Annotated in this window: 12 protein-coding genes and 1 pseudogene; 7 read left to right on the top strand and 6 right to left on the bottom strand. The window is 58.9% G+C overall.

What is annotated here, in order from left to right; genetic code table 11:
- Positions 1-75 precede the first annotated feature (75 nt).
- On the bottom strand, positions 76-2,196 hold the full coding sequence (locus tag OGR47_RS19300) for a GumC family protein (protein ID WP_165056054.1): 2,121 nt from the start codon (positions 2,194-2,196) through the stop codon (positions 76-78).
- Positions 2,193-3,359 carry a glycosyltransferase gene (locus tag OGR47_RS19305; RefSeq protein WP_165056055.1) on the bottom strand — a complete coding sequence of 389 codons (1,167 nt, stop codon included), beginning with the start codon at positions 3,357-3,359 and terminating at the stop codon, positions 2,193-2,195. The genes OGR47_RS19300 and OGR47_RS19305 overlap by 4 nt, the downstream gene beginning before the upstream one ends.
- Before the next feature lie 286 nt (positions 3,360-3,645).
- On the opposite strand from OGR47_RS19305, the gene OGR47_RS19310 reads away from it, so the two are divergent.
- The 5 genes from OGR47_RS19310 to OGR47_RS19330 all read left to right on the top strand — a co-directional run bounded on the left by OGR47_RS19310 (position 3,646) and on the right by OGR47_RS19330 (position 10,462).
- The gene (locus OGR47_RS19310; RefSeq protein WP_165056056.1) at positions 3,646-4,659 is read left to right on the top strand and encodes a polysaccharide deacetylase family protein; all 1,014 of its coding nucleotides are present in this window, start codon (positions 3,646-3,648) and stop codon (positions 4,657-4,659) included.
- Positions 4,660-4,727: 68 nt separating this feature from the next.
- Positions 4,728-5,885, top strand: a complete 1,158-nt coding sequence (locus tag OGR47_RS19315; protein ID WP_165056057.1) for a glycosyltransferase family 4 protein — start codon at positions 4,728-4,730, stop codon at positions 5,883-5,885.
- A gap of 61 nt (positions 5,886-5,946) precedes the next feature.
- Complete coding sequence (locus tag OGR47_RS19320; RefSeq protein WP_267270101.1) at positions 5,947-7,539, top strand: lipid II flippase MurJ; 1,593 nt, start codon at positions 5,947-5,949, stop codon at positions 7,537-7,539.
- 118 nt (positions 7,540-7,657) lie between these two features.
- On the top strand, positions 7,658-9,136 hold the full coding sequence (locus OGR47_RS19325) for an O-antigen ligase domain-containing protein (RefSeq protein ID WP_246729889.1): 1,479 nt from the start codon (positions 7,658-7,660) through the stop codon (positions 9,134-9,136).
- Between the two features lie 15 nt (positions 9,137-9,151).
- Complete coding sequence (locus OGR47_RS19330; protein WP_206527514.1) at positions 9,152-10,462, top strand: hypothetical protein; 1,311 nt, start codon at positions 9,152-9,154, stop codon at positions 10,460-10,462.
- 139 nt (positions 10,463-10,601) lie between these two features.
- Here OGR47_RS19330 and OGR47_RS19335 read toward each other — a convergent pair whose 3' ends face one another.
- Positions 10,602-10,835, bottom strand: a complete 234-nt coding sequence (locus tag OGR47_RS19335; protein ID WP_165056059.1) for a hypothetical protein — start codon at positions 10,833-10,835, stop codon at positions 10,602-10,604.
- Between the two features lie 426 nt (positions 10,836-11,261).
- Between OGR47_RS19335 and OGR47_RS19340 the strand changes: the two genes are divergently transcribed.
- Positions 11,262-11,990, top strand: coding sequence for an acyl-CoA acyltransferase (locus tag OGR47_RS19340; protein ID WP_165056060.1), 729 nt, complete (start codon positions 11,262-11,264; stop codon positions 11,988-11,990).
- A gap of 6 nt (positions 11,991-11,996) precedes the next feature.
- Here OGR47_RS19340 and OGR47_RS19345 read toward each other — a convergent pair whose 3' ends face one another.
- Positions 11,997-12,809 carry an IS5 family transposase gene (locus tag OGR47_RS19345; protein ID WP_216697970.1) on the bottom strand — a complete coding sequence of 271 codons (813 nt, stop codon included), beginning with the start codon at positions 12,807-12,809 and terminating at the stop codon, positions 11,997-11,999.
- Positions 12,810-12,991: 182 nt separating this feature from the next.
- Positions 12,992-13,096, bottom strand: a pseudogene (locus OGR47_RS21965) (tetratricopeptide repeat protein); the annotation flags it as partial.
- Between the two features lie 324 nt (positions 13,097-13,420).
- Between OGR47_RS21965 and OGR47_RS19350 the strand changes: the two are divergent.
- Positions 13,421-14,392 (top strand): radical SAM protein, encoded by a 972-nt coding sequence (locus OGR47_RS19350; protein ID WP_165056104.1) that lies wholly within the window; start codon positions 13,421-13,423, stop codon positions 14,390-14,392.
- A 360-nt stretch (positions 14,393-14,752) separates the two neighbouring features.
- On the opposite strand, the gene OGR47_RS19355 is transcribed toward OGR47_RS19350, so the two are convergent.
- Positions 14,753-15,931: a hypothetical protein gene (locus OGR47_RS19355; protein WP_165056102.1), complete on the bottom strand. Its 1,179-nt coding sequence runs from the start codon at positions 15,929-15,931 to the stop codon at positions 14,753-14,755.
- Positions 15,932-16,223 lie beyond the last annotated feature (292 nt).

A 16,223-nucleotide genomic window follows, 5' to 3' on the forward strand; every position in this document is an offset into this window, starting at 1 on the left:
CGAGAAAGAAGGGGCGCGCGTAGTTGAGTCTGCGCCCATCCGGGAGCGGCCCGCCCGAGCGGTAGCGCGACGCGCTTATGCGGCGGTGCGCCTCCTGTCGAGCCTCTCCACGAGGTCGTCCGCCAGCCAGCCGCCGCCGGCTACAGCCTTTGTGATGACGACGCCGAGAACGTCACCGCCCGCGGCTCGTAGGCGCTTGAGAGAGTTTCTCGCGTCGTCCGCCAATTCGCCGCCCCATTTCGCGCAGTAGAGCACGCAGGACGCCCGCCGGGCGATGATCCTCGTTTCCAGAGTCTCTGCCGGGGCGCAATCCAACAGCACGAGATCATAGGCGTCGGCATCGTCGAGGACGTCGCGCAGGCCTTTGAAGAGGTTGGGTTTAACGACCTCGCCCACCGCCCCGATCGGCAGTGCGTCCACGTTCGGGAAGGATGTCGCCGCCACGGCGTCCGCGAATGGAACCGAGCCCTCGAGGACGTCGATCAGACCGGGCCCGCTTTCGAGATTGAGAACCTTTTCGAAGCAGGGATTCTTTGCATCGCATTCAACGACCAGGACAGCATAGCCGTGGTCGGCGATCAACTGGGCAAGAGACAACGTCGTGAAGGTTTTGCCATCGCCTTCGCCCTTCGACGTTATTGCGACGGCCTTGAACTCTTCGAGATCCAACGCGGAGCCCAGATCGTAAAGCGCGTTTTGCAGCGACGCATCGTCTTGGGCCAATCGAAGCGCGATTTCGAGAGGGGGGTCCGTCGGGCTTCCAAAAATGGACGCGCGCATAGATTCCGATTTAGGTCTGAGTCTCGGAAGCTCGACGCAGAGCTTCTCGCCCGTCAGTACCGCGAGTTCGGAGGATGTGCGCACGCTCTTGTCGAGATGGTCGCGAAGGATCGCCGCCGCCGCGCCAAGAAGACAGGCGACCGTGAGGCCGGCCGCGAGGAAAGGGATGCGCTTTGGAAAGAAGGGCTTTGTTGGTAGTTCGGCGAGATTGACGAGCCGAACGCTGCCGAGCAGAATCCGCTTCTCGGTTTCCAGCTCGCTTGCGCGCTTATAAAGATCCGAATACTGCTTGCGCTTGAGTTCGGCGCTGCGGACCATATTCTCGACCGAACCCTCTTCGAGCGTCGCCAGGCCGACGTCGTCCTTGACGGTATCCATTTTGCGCTTGAGCGACTCGACGAGGGCCTTCGCCGCGTCGCGATCCTTCTTGATGCTTTCCGCGACCGCCGCAATCTCGGCGCGCAGACGCTGCTTGACCGTCGCGCGCTCCTGTTCCAGGGCGCGCAGGGTGGGGTGTAGGGACCCGAGGGCGTTTCCCGCCGCGGCCACCTGGACTTCGATCGCGGTCAGTTGGCTCTTCAGGTCGGAGACGGTTCGGCTTGCGAGAACGCTCGGCGAATTTGTCGTCCCGTTGATCCTGTCCGCGTTGATCTCCTTCAGGCGCGCGTCCGCATCCGCAAGCGCGCCTTCTGCAGTGGAAAGCTGTTGAGAGACGCTGGTCAGCCGTTCCGAGCCGATCGGGGCCGCCGTCCCGCGCACCAGACCCTTCGCCCGACGGAATTCCTGGATTTTCGCTTCCTCACGACGCAGCTCCGCGTCGAGTTGATTTGTTTCCTTCCACAGCCACTTGGCGGCTTGTTCGCGACTCGCCGCCAGCGCGGACCGCTGGTCTTCCAGAAAAGCTTCAATGAGCGCGTTGACCATCTTTTGCGCAATTTCGGGCTTCGACGCCTGATAGGAAACATTCAGCACGCGCGAACGCCCAACGTTGCCAAAGCCGTAATGCGGTTGGACAAACTCGAAGAGGGCCTGACTGTCCGTCCTGAGCTTCTCGCATCTGGCGCGCGACGAAAAAAAGCCCAATTGCGCCGCGCATTCATCCAGCACCAAGTCGAGAACGCCAGGCATGGCGAGCGCGAGACGGATGATCCTCGGCGAGCTCAACATCAGGAGCTGGCTCTCGAGATCCGCCGGGTCGCCGACTTTCTGCGCAGCGGCCGGCGAGGTGTTCACGCCGGGCTCGGGCTCGGTGACGATGACGGAGCCGGAAGCCATGTAACTGACCGGGAGGATAATGAGCGCGACCACGGCCAGCGCCATGATGCTCCCGGCGACGATCAGGAACACGCGGCGCCGCCTCCACAGACGCGACAATAAACCAGTCGTCCGCGCAGGCTCCGCGGGTTCCAACGTCATGCTCGAAGCTCCGAAGCGGACAGAGCGCCAGAGGGCTGATGGCGTTGGATGTGTTTCCGATAGGCGGACTCTATTAAGGCAGTCAGTTCCGAGCGAAACCGGTCGCTTGAAAAGCGAGCGGCTTGCGCGCGACACGCCTCGGGAGAGAAGCTCGCCTCCCGCTGGACGAAGGATCTGACGCAGCGGGCGATCTCTTGTGGATCCGGGCTGCTGAAAAACATTCCCGTGCCGTGATCCGGTCCTTCGCGCACCGTCTCGAGCGCGCCGCCTCTCCCCAATGCGAGGACCGGCAAGCCTTCGGAAGAGGCTTCGAGGACGACGATGCCGAAATCCTCTTCCGCAGCGAAAATGAAGGCGCGCGCCGTCGCCATCAATTCCCGCAGCCTCTCATTGGATACGAAGCCGGCGAAGGCGACGTTAGGGCCCGCCATCTCCTTGAGGCGCGCCGCTTCGGGACCATCACCCGAGACGATCAGTTCCAGGTCGGGAAGCTCTTCGAAGGCGCGGACGATCGCTTCGATGTTCTTATAGGGAACCAGCCGGCTGGCGGCGAGGAAATGATTCCTCCGCCCGCGCGCCATCGGCTCCTTGGCGAGTTCGACTGGCGGGTGAATAATCTGCGCCGTGCGGCCGTAGATCTTCTTTATGCGGCGAGCGACGAACTGCGAATTTGCAACGACGACGTCTGGACCGTGGGCCGTCCGAACGTCCCAGAGCCGCATAAAATGAAGGAGCATGCGCGCGGCGACGCTTTTGAGGCCCTTTGAGTAGCCCAACTCACGCAGATAGGTGTGCTGAAGGTCCCAGGCATATCGCATTGGCGAATGGATATAGGCCACATGAAGCTGGTTCGGCCCGGTGATGACGCCTTTAGCGACGGCGTAGCTGCTGCTTATGACCAGATCATATTCCGAGAAATCGAACTGCTCTATCGCGAGAGGCATCAGCGGGAGATAGAGACGGTGCATTTTATGCAGCAGCGGGAGCTGCTGAATGAAGCTCGTTCTCGCTTCGGAAAAGCCGATAAACTCCCGATCCTTTGCGTCGAGGATATCGAACAGCGTAAAAACATCCGCGGAGGGATAGCACCGAAGGATCTCGCGAAGAACGCGCTCCGCGCCCCCTGCCACGTAGAGCCAGTCGTGAACGATTGCGACGCGCACTTTGTCCTCCGGAAAACCAAACCTGAGCCGAGAGTCACGCGTTAAAACAAACCGAGCGCAGTAAATATTTCTTTAAGCATTATTACGGAATTCGCTTGCAACGAAATCTGTCGGGCAACGGACGGCGCCGGCCGCGCGCAGTTGCCGTAAGCGCTTACAGCAGCAGCCTGTATTGAAAGCGCATGTTATCTATCTCGAGAACTTTGTCTGCGCGGGTTCGGGTTTTTGAATTAAACCCCATATGAAATTCGACTACCTACGTTAGAGCCAAGGAGCGAAGATCGCAATGCTTCAGCGGGATATCGCCAACTCGCTGTCGGGCGTTGAGCCCTTGCAACGGGCGGCGGACGCGGTGAAGGCCGCCTTCGTAGGTCCGAGGGCTTGCTTTTTCACCTTCCACCGCGCCGCGCCGTCCTCCCTCTGGGACGCGCTTCCCAATAGAAACTTCTATCTCGATTCTGATTATCTCGAGCGATTGCTCGCCTATCTGCTTAAAAGCGGATGGGAGATCGTAACGGTCGAAGAGGCGCTCTCTCGCGTTAGCGCGCGCGAGAATGGTAAAAAATTCGTTAATTTTTCGGTCGATGACTGTTATCGAGACACTTTCGAACTCGTCGCGCCATTGTTCCGGAAGTTTCAGGTTCCCGTAACGCTATTTCTAACGACGGGGATACCCGATGGCGGCATGCCTTTGTGGGGTGCCGGCCTCGAGGAGATCTTGCTGCGCCGTGACAGAGTGCTCTGCGAGGGCGCCCCCATCGATGTCGAAACCCCCGAGGCGAAGCGAGAGGCTTTCAGCCGGATACATCATCTTTGGGACGGGCCCGGAGCCGCCGAGCATTACGGCTCCTTCTGTCGGGCCAACGGATTCGATGCAGAAGAAATCCATTGGCGCCACGCCATTTCCTGGGAAATGCTCGAGGCCTTGCGTGACGACCCCTTAGTCGAGATCGGGGGCCATACGGTGACCCATGCGCGCATATCCGCCTTGCCCGAGGATGATGCTCTTTCCGAACTGGCGGGTTGTCGCGCCCGAATAGCGGAAAGGCTCGGTCTCGACGCGCGCCATTTCGCTTTTCCTTACGGTCGCGCCGCCGACGCCGGCCCGCGCGATTTCGAGCTCGCGAGAAAAGCAGGCTATTCCTCTGCAGCAACCACTCGGAAAGGCGTTTTCCGGGGTGGAGACCCGTTCAGTTTGCCGAGGAACACGTTGAATGGCGCGGCCAAGAGTCTGACGATGGCGCAAGCGCATCTCATGGGCCTTACCGGCTTTGCGGCACGGGCGCTTGGTCGCGTTTGACGCCTTGGCAGGGTTGTATCGAGCGGATCGCTCTCGTCTGGAAATAAGAAGCAGAAAGCGACGTTCCAATGTCGGATGGTCCTCTGAGAGTCGTCTCTGTCGCACATTCCGCCATTAAGCGGGCAGGAGGGCGCCAACGTTATTTGCCGCTTCTAGGGGATCGTGACCTCGACATGCATCTTGTCGTGCCGAAGCAGTGGCGTGAATTCGGACGAGTGCTGGACGCGGAGGGGGAAACCGACCCGCGCATGAATCTTCACATCCTGCCGATCGTGATCCCCGACGCCGGGCCAATGAATTGGTATCTCCATTTCTATCCGGGCCTGCGGCGGCTCCTGAAGCAGACGCGCCCCGATGTGCTGCATCTGTGGGAGGAGCCCTGGAGCCTCGTCGCGCTCCAGGCGGCGCTTCTCAAATCCAACGCCGCCCTCGTGCTCGAAGTCGATCAGAATATTCTGAGAACCCTCCCGCCTCCATTCGAGTGGATTCGCCGCTTCGTACTGGGCCGAACCGCCCACGTTCTGGCGCGAAGCGCCGATGCGCAAATGGTCGTCCGCGCTAGAGGCTATAAGGGCCCTGTGAGCTTTATTGGCTACGGCGTCGACCGCGACCGGTTCCACCCTGGCCCGGTCGCGGAGAAAGGCGCAGGCGCGCCGTTGAAGATCGGCTATGTCGGTCGCGTGGTCATAGAGAAGGGTCTCGATGATGCGCTCGACGCGTTGGCCCGAACCGAGGCGGCGCATACTCTCTCTATCCTGGGGGAGGGACCCCATCGACCCGCGCTGCAGGCGCGCGCGGAGCAATCGGGACTTTCGTCGCGCCTATCCTTCGCGAGTTGGGGTTCGCCCGACGAGGTGGCGTCTTTCCTGCGCGGGGTCGACGTTCTCATTCTGCTGACCCGCACAATGCCTAGGGTCAAAGAACAATTCGGCCGCGTGATCATCGAGGCGCAAAGTTGCGGCGTGCCGGTGATTGGGTCCACCTGCGGCGCCATACCCGACGTCGTCGGCGAGGGCGGTTGGATCATCCCGGAATCGGATCCTGCGAGCCTCGCGCAGCTGCTCGACGAAATCGGGAAAGATCCTGCGCTTCTGAAGGCGAAGCGGGAGGCGGCGATTAAGAACGCCGCGCGATTCTCATACGAGGCCGTGGCCTCCGTGCTGAAAGCGGCCTGGGTCGAGGCCGCGGGCGAGGCGATACATCGAGAATCGCGCGCTCGAGCATGAAGCGTTTTGAGAGCCGAAGACGGCACCGGGCATGGCCTGCGCCAAGATGAAAGCAAGAGCATTGAAGGGGACCGTCAACAGCGCCGACCCTGAGGCCCCCCTCCCGGCGGCGGCGGAAAAGAGCGCGCGGCCCAAGAGAATGGCCATTGTGCTCATGGCGGGAGCCCTCGCGAGCAAATTGCTCGGCTTCGCGCGCGAGATCTTGATGGCCCAGATCATCGGCGTCTCGCTTGTCGGAGACGCCTTCAGGGGCGCAATCACCTCCGTCCTTCTTCCCGTTTCGTTCCTGCAAAACGAAAGCGTGCCCGCCATCCTTATTCCCATGCACAAGAACGCACAAAGAAGGGGCGTTGCGAGGGAGTTTCTCACATCGATTGCTGCGGCTTTGGCGCTCCTTTCCCTGATGCCGACCATCGCGGTCCTGGCCTATGGCGAATTCTGGGTCGACGCGATCGTCGGGGGCCTGAGCGAAGAAGGCCGCGACCTCGCGCTGCGCTTCATGAAAGTCATGACGCTGGCGATGCCGGCGGCGGTCGTCGCGAGTTGCCTTGCAGGCGGGGAGCTTGCCTCGGGGGTGTCGAGGCTGACCAACATCAGGGCCAGCCTGATGAACGTCTCGCTGATATTGAGCCTTTTTGTGACCGCGGCGACCGGCCGCGTGGAGGCGCTGGCCTGGGGTTTTGCGGCCGCGTTCAATCTGCTGGCTTTTTGGGGCGTGTGGCGATTATCACGAGAGGGGATGCTCGATATTGGCGGTCTTGCGCCGGCAAAGGTCGCCGCTGCCGGAGGGGAATTTCTCTGGCGGCTGCGTCCCCTCATTGCCTTTCCCTTCGCCGAGCAGGGTAATCTCTGGGTCGAACGTCTCCTCGCATCGCGCATCGAGGCCGGGGCGATCTCGTCGCTCGATTACGCGCGCACGCTTTCCGACTCCGCCTTGTTGTTGATCAGCCAACCTGTCGGCCTCGCTTTCCTGGCGTCGACCGGGGTCGAAGACAAAAGCGCGCGCATCGAGGCCCATTTTCGCCCGCTTCTTGCGATCATGGCTCCCGCTTCGGTTTTCCTCTGCATCTTTGCGCCCGACATCGTCCAACTTGTCTTCCATCGCGGGGCCTTTTCACAGGCCGGCGTGAACATGACGAGTCAGGCGCTGTTCGGGATTTCGGCCGGATTGTGGGCCTCGACTCTCGGCTGGGTGCTTTTGAGGGCCTTGAACAGCGAAAATCGCAATGCGCTCGCGACGCTCATCGTGGTTTCCGCCTATTCGGCGAACGCCTTGTGGAATCTTGCGGCCTCCTATCTTCCGGCTTGGGGACTGACCGCTTTGGGATTCGGGGAGGCTATGCGCGGCCTGGTTCTTCTTGCCGGGACGGCGCTGGCGTTGCCAAACCGGCGCAAGCTTTTCATGCTGCTGATCGTCGCCGTCGCGCCGGCCTGCCTGATGGCTTATCTGGGCTGGCGTGTCCGGCTTGAATTTGACGGCGGATTGCCGCGGCTTTTCGCAGGCGGCGCCGCCTATGTGCTTTGTGCCTTGTTCGCTTTGGCGATCCTGCGGCCGCAAACGGAAAATGCTGCAAGGAAACTGGGCCAGAGTCTCGACCGCCTTGTGACCGCCATCCGGCGGCGGCAGACGTTGAGGGGAAGCGCGCGCAAGTAAGCGACGTTAACGGCTTGTTCACCAAGTTCGAAGATTTTGCGTTACTTCGGCCGGCGGCGTCTGTTCCAGCCGTCAGCTTGCTTCGTGCGGGCAGGGGAAGCTGGCGCGGAGACGCCAAATGAATCAGAGAGACAATCCGGGGCGCATTCCAGGCTGGGCGCCGGCGCTCGGCGTTCTATTGGCCACCGGTCTCGTCGGCCCCTTCTTGGGCGGATCGTCGCGCGCCTTGTTCATCGCCGCCTGCGGTGCGGCAGGCTGGTTTGCCTGGCGGCGCGGACCGTCTGCTCACGTCAAGGCAGCGCTTCTCCTGTTTGTCTTCACGCCACTGGTGCGGCGCATTGTCGACGCCAAGGTCGGCTTCGATGCCAGCAACCTGATGATCGTCGGGCCGCTCGTGGCGATATTTCCCGCCCTGTTGGGCGTCTTGTCGGCGCTCGAATCTCCCTCGGTGCTGCGCCGGCTCTGGCCCCTGGCGATGGTCGGGGTCTCAGTCGCCTACGCTCTGGCGTTGACGATCCTGCACGGCGAGTGGGTTGGGGCCGCGCGGGATTGCGTGAAATGGTTCGTGCCGCTGCTTTACGGTCTGGTCATGATGCACGAGGCGGAGCGGGAGGAAGTCCTGGACGCCGCCGCTGACACATTCGCCTTCGTTTTACCGGTTATCGGCCTTTACGGCGTCGCCCAATACGTAAACCCGTCGGATTGGGACATCTATTGGATGCGGAACTCGACGATCATGTCCGCCGGCTCGCCCGAGCCCTATGGCGTGCGCGTCTTCAGCACGATGAACGGTCCAGCGAGTTTCGCAACCTTCACGGCCGTGGGCCTTCTTCTCGTTTGGTTCAGGGGCAAGAGCAAACTCTTTTTGGCTCTCGCGATCCCGGCCGCGCTCGCGCTATTTCTCTCGCTCTATCGCACGGCTTGGATCGCCATGCTGGCGGCGATGCTCTATCCCATGTTCTTCAAGTCGACGCGCGGCCGGTCAATTCCGCTATTTGTCGGACTTGGGGGAGCGATTGTCGTCGCGGCGACCCTGACGCCCTTTGGAGACGTCATCGCCGATCGCTTTGCGACCTTGTCCCAAGGCGCCAAGGACGGCAGCGCGCGGGAGCGTATCGAAGAATATCTCACCTTGTGGAATTCCCCGGACAGCTCACTCTTCGGGGCAGGATTCGTGACGACCGATGTCGGCAGCGCGGGAGCGATGGGCGTCGACGGAACGATCCTCTCCTGTTGGCTGTATATGGGCATCGTTTTCGGCCTCATCTGCATCTTTGGCCTGATCTGGGCCATAGTCCAGGCGATGAGCGGCCCGCTACGGGACGCGAGCCCATCCTCCGTGCTCCTTGGCGCGCTCGGATTGTTCTTCCTCGTTCAGATGCCGCTGGCCGCCATCGCTCCTGGAGAGGCGGGCTACCTTTTCTGGACTTTCATGTGTCTTGCGATGAAATCAAATCCGCGCTCGAACCTTGCTTTTCAGGGCGCCGGCATGACGCGCCGCGGCACGGCGCCGGTCGTCAAGCGTACACAGCCGCTTCCCAAGCGACCGGTTCTTCGCTATCGCCCGGGCGCCGAGGCCGGGGTTCGACGTCACTGAGCCTGGGAGACTGATATGGCGGCTGGGATTCTGACGCGACGCAGCCTGATCGGGAGCGCCGCAGCGTCTCTTTGCCTTGGGGTTGCGCGCGCGCAGCCGGCGACGACCGCAGCCGGACTCGCCGCGCGGGCGCCGATCCACGACGCGGATGCCTTCATCGACAGCGTTGGCGTGAATGTGCATTTGAGCAGCGAGCCCTACGCTTCTCGTTTCGAATTCGTGACGCGCCTCTTTGAAAAGAGCGGCATCCGCCATTTTCGTGACGAACTCCGGCCGAGCAACGACCTTTCCCGACCGCGGGAGCTCTTCGAGCGCCTGGCCGTGCGGGGCCATCTCCTCGTCTCTCCCGTGACGAACTCGCAGGCCGAGATGATGGATTACATTGCGGCGCTTGGGAAGGAGAAGCTCTCCGCCATCGAAGGTCAAAACGAGGGTGACCACGATTGGTTCAAGGCGCAAAAAGCGTCGAAGGGGAACTGGAGCAAGACCGTCTGCGATTATCAACGGGCGACATACGAGACGCTGAGGGCGAGCTATTCCGCGGCCGAACTGCCAATCGTCTCACCGACGGTCCTGGACTATAAGCCGCAGGACATGCTCTTGCTGCGGCCCGCCGCCGCCTATTGCGACATCGCCGCCATTCATTCCTACGCCCAGAACGGACAGGAGCCGGAGACGGAAGAAGATTATGCCGCGCTCTCCTGGTATCTGCGACAGATTCGGGACGCATTCAAACCCGGCGCTCCGGTCATGGCGACCGAGGCGGGCTACAACAATTCGCGGGCTAAAAAGGCTGCCGTTCCCGAAGCGATCGCCGCCATCTATATCGTTCGTCTTCTCCTCAATAATTTCGCCGCTGGCGTGACGAGGACCTTTCTGTACGAGCTTCTTGACGGGCCAAACCTGAGAGAATGGGAGGATAATTGGGGGCTGGTCCGTTATGATGGGACCTGGAAGCCCGCCTTTACGGCGATCGCCGCCTTGCTCGACGCGCTCACTGCTGACCGTCGTCCGGATCCGCTACGCGAGCGCCGGATTAGTTTGAATTTGCAGGAGGCTCCACCGGACGCCCGCCTGCTTCAGTTCAGGCGAAGCGACGGCGTGGGAGTGATCGTCGCCTGGCGAAGCGCGCGCTGCTTCGACCCCAGCCTGCTCTCGGAAATCGAAGTCGCGCCGAGGCCCTTCGTCTTTCGTGCGGAACATCCCGTCCCGCAAACAGTCTCAACCGCAGTCCCGAATGATGGCGGTCGGTGGGCGGAGGTCCCGATCAAAACCCGGCAGCTGGAAATACCGATCGGCGCCAAGGCGACTCTCATTCGCTTCTGAACAGGGCTGTAACTCGGAGCCGATATCACCCGTTAAAACAAAGAGCGCTGCAAAACCGCGCAGCCCTTCATCTGGACAAAGCCGGCTAAGGCCATCCTTCTAGCAGCTCGAGGTTGAATTCTCCTGTCGAGCCAGCGCCCTAATTGGAAACGCCGTGCAGCCCGTCGTGCAGCGCGACGATCGAAAATCTGGAGGAGCGCCCGCCAGCGCGCTGAACGAAGACTTGCAGATAAAACAGGCGCGCCGAGGCGAGTTGAAGCAACATGGCAAGGACGCCGACAACGACGCCGGCCGGCAGCGGTCCGCCTGTGAGCCATTGCAATAAAAAAAGATCGAAACGGACAGAAGCGTAACCACTCCCGCGCTTAAGCATGCGACCAGCGCCAGCGTCGTCGCCCAGCAAACCCCGCCGGCGAGCAAGACGATGGCCGCGGGCGCCGAGTCGAAGGCGAGGACCGACAGAAAAATTGCTAGCGCACAATCAGGCAAATGCGTCTCCTAATTGGATTTCTGTAAATTTGTTTTTAACCTCCGGCTCCCGTTATTACAACAGCGCCCCGTCCGACCAATGAAGTTTAGCGGACAGTTGGTTTAAAAGCCACGATCCTGGAGGTTTCCCATGGTGGAAGAGCGCATCGACGACGCCCCGGCTCGAAAAGCGCTGTCGGGCGGAGCCGACGCGCCGCCGGCCAAGCGACGGATCTCCGTTCGCGAGCTGAGCTACGAGGACGCGGAAGCGGTCATAGAGCTGCTTCTTGCAGGATTCTGGGATCGCTCTCCCGACTATTGGGCGCGGGCGATGCAGGTCCTACGCGACCGCGAGTTGCCTGGTCCTTACCCGAGATTTGGATATTGCCTCGTCGACTCCGGCCGCCTGGTGGGCGTCTTGTTGCTGATTTTTTCCCGTGACGATCAAGGCGATATTCGCGCCAATGTATCGAGTTGGTATGTGCGGCCGGAATTTCGCATATTTTCGAATATGCTTCTGGCGCAGGCTCTCTCACGTTTCCCCGAAGCTACCTTCGTCAATGTGTCGCCCTCGCCCCACACGCTCAAGACGATCGGGGTTCAGTCCTTCGAGCTTTACGTGACAGGAACCTTTGTGGCCATGGCGGCTCTTGGCCCTTGGCGGCCAAGCGCCAATATTTCCCTGGTGGCCCCGAGCGAAGAAAAGTGCGCAAACCTGCTGGAAGCGCACGCGGCCATGGGCTGCATTTCCGTCACCGTCCTGTATCAAGACGAGACGCATCCATTCGTTTTTCTTCCACGGCTGGCCCACCGAAGCGGCCTGAAATTTGCCCAGCTCGTCTACTGCAAAAACCTTGAGGACTTCGTCTTTTTCGCTGGTCCTTTAGGGCGCTGGCTCCTGAAACAGGGTTTTCTTTTCGTGATCCTCGATTCGACCGGCCCTGTTGATGGACTAGTCGGCCGGTATTTTGATGGCCGTAAAGTGAAATGCTGCCGTGGGCCCGCCAAACCGCGTCTTGGCGATCTTACGAACACCGAACTCGTGCTATTCGGCCCCTAGAGGGTGTTATGCACTCTGTATTATGAAGTCGGCTGCGCGTTTGAGCATGAGGCAGGCGAAAGCGACGACGTGGAGGCCAGCGAGTGTGTCGGCGTAGCGTTCGTAGTCTTTGACCAGCCGCCTGCATCGGGTCGCCCAAGCGAAGGATCGTTCGACAACCCAGCGTTTGGGCAACAGCACGAAGCCTTTTTTCGCTTCGGAGAGTTTGACCACGCAGAGTTCGACGCCCTGCGCTTTGGCCGCCTCGGCGGCTTTCTCGCCGGTATAACCTTGATCGACATAAATAAGCTCGACGCTCTCGCCGGTGGCGTCCTGCACAGCGGCGGCGAGCTTGCCGACCTCGGCGCGGTCGTCGACATTCGCCGGCGTAACGTGCAGCGCCAGCAAGTACCCCAGCGTGTCGACCGCCATGTGCAGCTTGGAGCCGCGCTTGCGCTTGGCGCCGTCATAGCCAGCCCGTGGACCGCTTTCCGACGTAGAGCGCAGCGTGCGGCTGTCGATGATCGCCGCGGTTGGCTCCTCGGCGCGACCGGAGGCGACGCGCAACAAGGCGCGCAGGTCCTGCGCAAGCTCTTCGAACACGCCCGCCGCCAGCCAGCGCTGCGATTGCTGATACACTGCGGACCAGGGCGGCAGATCGTTGGGCATGGCGCGCCATGCTATGCCGTAACGCAGAACGTAGCGCAGGCCGTTGAAAAGCTCACGAAGCAAATGCTGACGTTGCGGAGCGCCCTCGTCCATCAGCGTCAGATACGGCGCAACCAGCGACCATTCCTCGTCGCTGACATCAGACGGATACGGTTTGCGAATCGGAGACATCCGATTCCATTAAGACAATCAACCACCAAAGTACATAACACTCTCTAGGAAAAGATTCAAGCGGTCCGAAAGGGTTCAGCACACACCGCCCATTCGCGCTTACTCTGCCAAGGATCCGGTGTCTAGTGACATTTCATCGTCAGACAAGCCTTGAATGGCTTTACCAATCTGGAGATAGGCCATCACCCGGCTATTGCATGCAGAGGCGTTTTTGGGTCGAGTTCGATCGCATTGCTCAACTCCGCGATTGCCTGTTCGAGTTCACCCTTTTGGGCATGTGCCATGGCGCGATTGTAGAGCTAGGCAGCATCACGCCCTGAGGGAACTGCGAGGAACACGTCGACTGTTTTTACCCGCTGCGCAGAATCGATCACGAAAATGATTCCATGCGAATACCAGATTAAGGATTGAGATCCTCAGGTAATTGTTTGGTTCCAGAAGCTTCACCCAACCAGTTTGTCGCCCTGCGCCCGCGCAGTGACCGATCGTGTTGCGTGATTAAAACGGTCGCGTGCTTGACAACCGCATGGTAGAGTGTCGCTTCAACAAGCGCTGCTGCAGAGCGTGTGCATAGGTTTTTCTCAAGAAATAACCAACGTGTAGGCAGTCAAATGGATATCAACGGGGACGCGCAGCCAGAAGTTCTTCCTAAAATCACATTTTACATCGATGTGTTTGGCTTCTGTAATCTTCGATGCCCGTCGTGTCCTGTTGGAAATATAGGCAACACAAGCGGGCATTTTCAAAAGGGGTTCATGTCTCCAGAACTTTTGGACGCAGTGTTAACGAAGGCAAACGCAGAGTGCGATGTCGATATGATTGGACTGTTCAACTGGACGGAACCGCTGTTACACCCGGATTTACCGGCGGTTCTACGCGTAGCGAGTCGTCACTCTGATAACGTTATGGTCAGCTCAAACCTAAACAGACTGCGTGACCCGTACGGAATTATGCAACATGCTCCGGCACGGTTCCGGGTGTCCGTATCGGGGTTCAATCAAGATGTTTATTCTCGGGCTCATCGCGAGGGTAATATCGAGCAGGTCAAGCTCAATATGCGCACACTCGCAAACGCCAAGCGTGAAACTGGCGCAAATGTCGATCTTGAGGTGCTATACCATCGCTACAACTATAATCGCTGCGACGAGGCGGAAATGCGTTCCTACGCTGAGAGCCTCGGGTATCGGTTTGAGACGTGCTGGGCGATGTACATGCCCGCCGAAAAGATACTCACTTATCGCGGGCGCGATGAATTTGGCCTCATTATATCAGAGCATGATCGCGAACTTCTTAGCACGCTCTCGATAGATCTCAATTCCGCGCTCGAAGCAGCTAAGCAGATACCGCATAGTGAATGCGTTTTATTCAATAATCAGATTGTTTTAGATGTAAACGCGGACGTATATCTTTGTTGCGGAACAACATCTGCATTCTCCAATAAGATCGGTAATTATCTTGATTTGTCGATCAGCGATATACAGCTGAAAAAGGGCCTGAACAATCTCTGCGGCCCGTGCATGGTAGAGCGAGTTCATCAATATTTTGTTCATCAAGACATATTCGCGCGCTCCGCCGAATATTAGTCCGCTCTGCATAAACTATCCAATGCATGCTGCCCCAAGCTGTTTAGCTGATTTGGGGATTATTCCTTTAGTGGGATAATTCCCCATCTGTTTAGTCGTTTGTGAAGAACGCTGCTAGTGCGGGAGACGGAAGGCAGCGAGCAAGAAGACGCACAAGAGCTTCAGCTGCCAGCAGGCGGTGGAAGTTGTAGCCGGGGCAGCGGCGAGGACGGCGTTGGCGGCGTCGCACCTCGCGTTTGAGCGCTTCCGTAACGCGGCGGTGCTCGGCCGCGTCGCGAATCTCCTCTCGAAATCCGACCGAGCGAATATCACGACGTGAGCGCTAGATCAATTTGCAGGGAAATCGCCGCCAACCCACGCTTACGAGTTAATCCTGTAGACCTCCTCGACATAGCCTTCTCTTACCCAGCATTTCGAACGATACAGTTTCTCGAAGCTCTCGTGACTCGAGAAAAAATGATGCGCTGTCCGCGGGTAGAAGTATTCATGATTGATACTTAAAACGTATCCAGCCCCAATTCTAGAAAATTGGACAAGGTACTGGCGGATCAAATTATCGTCAATTTCTGGCAAACTATCCTGATTAACAATAATTCCATAGCTTTTATCAGGAAGACTCATGCATTTCCAGTAAGGTAGTATTTTTATAGCATCCTTTTTCTGCTCTTCGCCATAAAGAGAAACTTCATCGGCTCCCACCGCATGGATGAGGTAATGCCCCGCGAGAAGGCAGCTGATCGGCAGGTCCAGAATCGTGTAGTCTCGATAGCCGAGACGACGTGCATACATCGCACCTATGCCTATTCCTCCGCCGAGTTCGCAAACGGGATAGAAACCCCTGTTTAGCACCGAGATGCGGGCCGCCATATACAGGCTGTTGATGTGTCTATAGTGCAATACCCCACGGCTAGTTTCGACCCCGTCAGTGTGAATGACGCCCAAAGGCGGCGATATTTCGATACCCAGCGCATCTTCGATCTGTTGCGCAATTACATCGATATTTGCACGCAAATTCTCTCCCCATGGACCGCTTTCAGGATTCTCAAGGGGCAGCACACCCAAAGATTCTGCAAGACACACAAGCTTGTCGAGATATGTAAGCGCGACATTGTCGGGTCCAAGATCGCGGTTGTAACCGTCAACGCAAGTTGTTATTCCGCCGAACCACACGAACGACCTTCCAAACTGCAATAAGTATTCCGCTAGTTGCGCAGGATTTCGTGTTTCAACACACTCGATGAGTTGAGGCAATTCATTTCGCAAAAGCCCTGTCCATAAGTCTTCGCCCTGCCGCTTCAGAGCTGATGCAGGTTCATCATCAAGTGCCTTGTGATATGCAGCGATTAACCGTGCGGCCACCTCGACGCGATTGTTTTTCTGTTCCGCCGGCTTGCTAGCAAATCGGACGGGGGGCAACGGGAATTTAGCCGGATGTGCAAGGAGACGCTCAGTCAGGAGCCCTGATTCTGAGAACAAACCCGGACTTCTTGATTCTGAAATTAGTTTCGTTAAATCCGCTAGTCGCTGCTCCAACGTCATGTTGCTTGCCTATTTGACACTATGTTGCATGAGGTGTGTGAACTTAAAGTCTGACGATCATTCATCTAGCCAATTTGATCCGAGTTTCGCCGGATGGCCCTTAATTTTTCACGAAACCCGACCCAATTGGTGGGCGCTGGCAAGAGCCCGGATCGTGTTCTGACCTTGCCCGCGTTTAGCGCCGCCCTTGGCTGAGCGATTATGCGGCAAGCCGTTCTTTGTCGGCAAGCCACTTTTTTCGAACGCCATCGGGCTCGATATCTTATAAAACGCTCCGACTCTAACTATTGCT

It is taken from the genome of Methylocystis sp. MJC1 (assembly GCF_026427715.1).
Classification (GTDB): Bacteria; Pseudomonadota; Alphaproteobacteria; order Rhizobiales; family Beijerinckiaceae; genus Methylocystis.

Excerpts from the sequence above, each read along its gene's own strand:
- OGR47_RS19300 (WP_165056054.1), bottom strand. The coding sequence starts at position 2,196 with ATGACGTTGGAACCCGCGGAGCCTGCGCGGACGACTGGTTTATTGTCG.
- OGR47_RS19310 (WP_165056056.1), top strand. The coding sequence starts at position 3,646 with ATGCTTCAGCGGGATATCGCCAACTCGCTGTCGGGCGTTGAGCCCTTG.
- OGR47_RS19315 (WP_165056057.1), top strand. The coding sequence starts at position 4,728 with ATGTCGGATGGTCCTCTGAGAGTCGTCTCTGTCGCACATTCCGCCATT.
- OGR47_RS19325 (WP_246729889.1), top strand. The coding sequence starts at position 7,658 with ATGAATCAGAGAGACAATCCGGGGCGCATTCCAGGCTGGGCGCCGGCG.
- OGR47_RS19330 (WP_206527514.1), top strand. The coding sequence starts at position 9,152 with ATGGCGGCTGGGATTCTGACGCGACGCAGCCTGATCGGGAGCGCCGCA.
- OGR47_RS19335 (WP_165056059.1), bottom strand. The coding sequence starts at position 10,835 with ATGCTTAAGCGCGGGAGTGGTTACGCTTCTGTCCGTTTCGATCTTTTT.
- OGR47_RS19340 (WP_165056060.1), top strand. The coding sequence starts at position 11,262 with ATGCAGGTCCTACGCGACCGCGAGTTGCCTGGTCCTTACCCGAGATTT.
- OGR47_RS19345 (WP_216697970.1), bottom strand. The coding sequence starts at position 12,809 with ATGTCTCCGATTCGCAAACCGTATCCGTCTGATGTCAGCGACGAGGAA.
- OGR47_RS19350 (WP_165056104.1), top strand. The coding sequence starts at position 13,421 with ATGGATATCAACGGGGACGCGCAGCCAGAAGTTCTTCCTAAAATCACA.
- OGR47_RS19355 (WP_165056102.1), bottom strand. The coding sequence starts at position 15,931 with ATGACGTTGGAGCAGCGACTAGCGGATTTAACGAAACTAATTTCAGAA.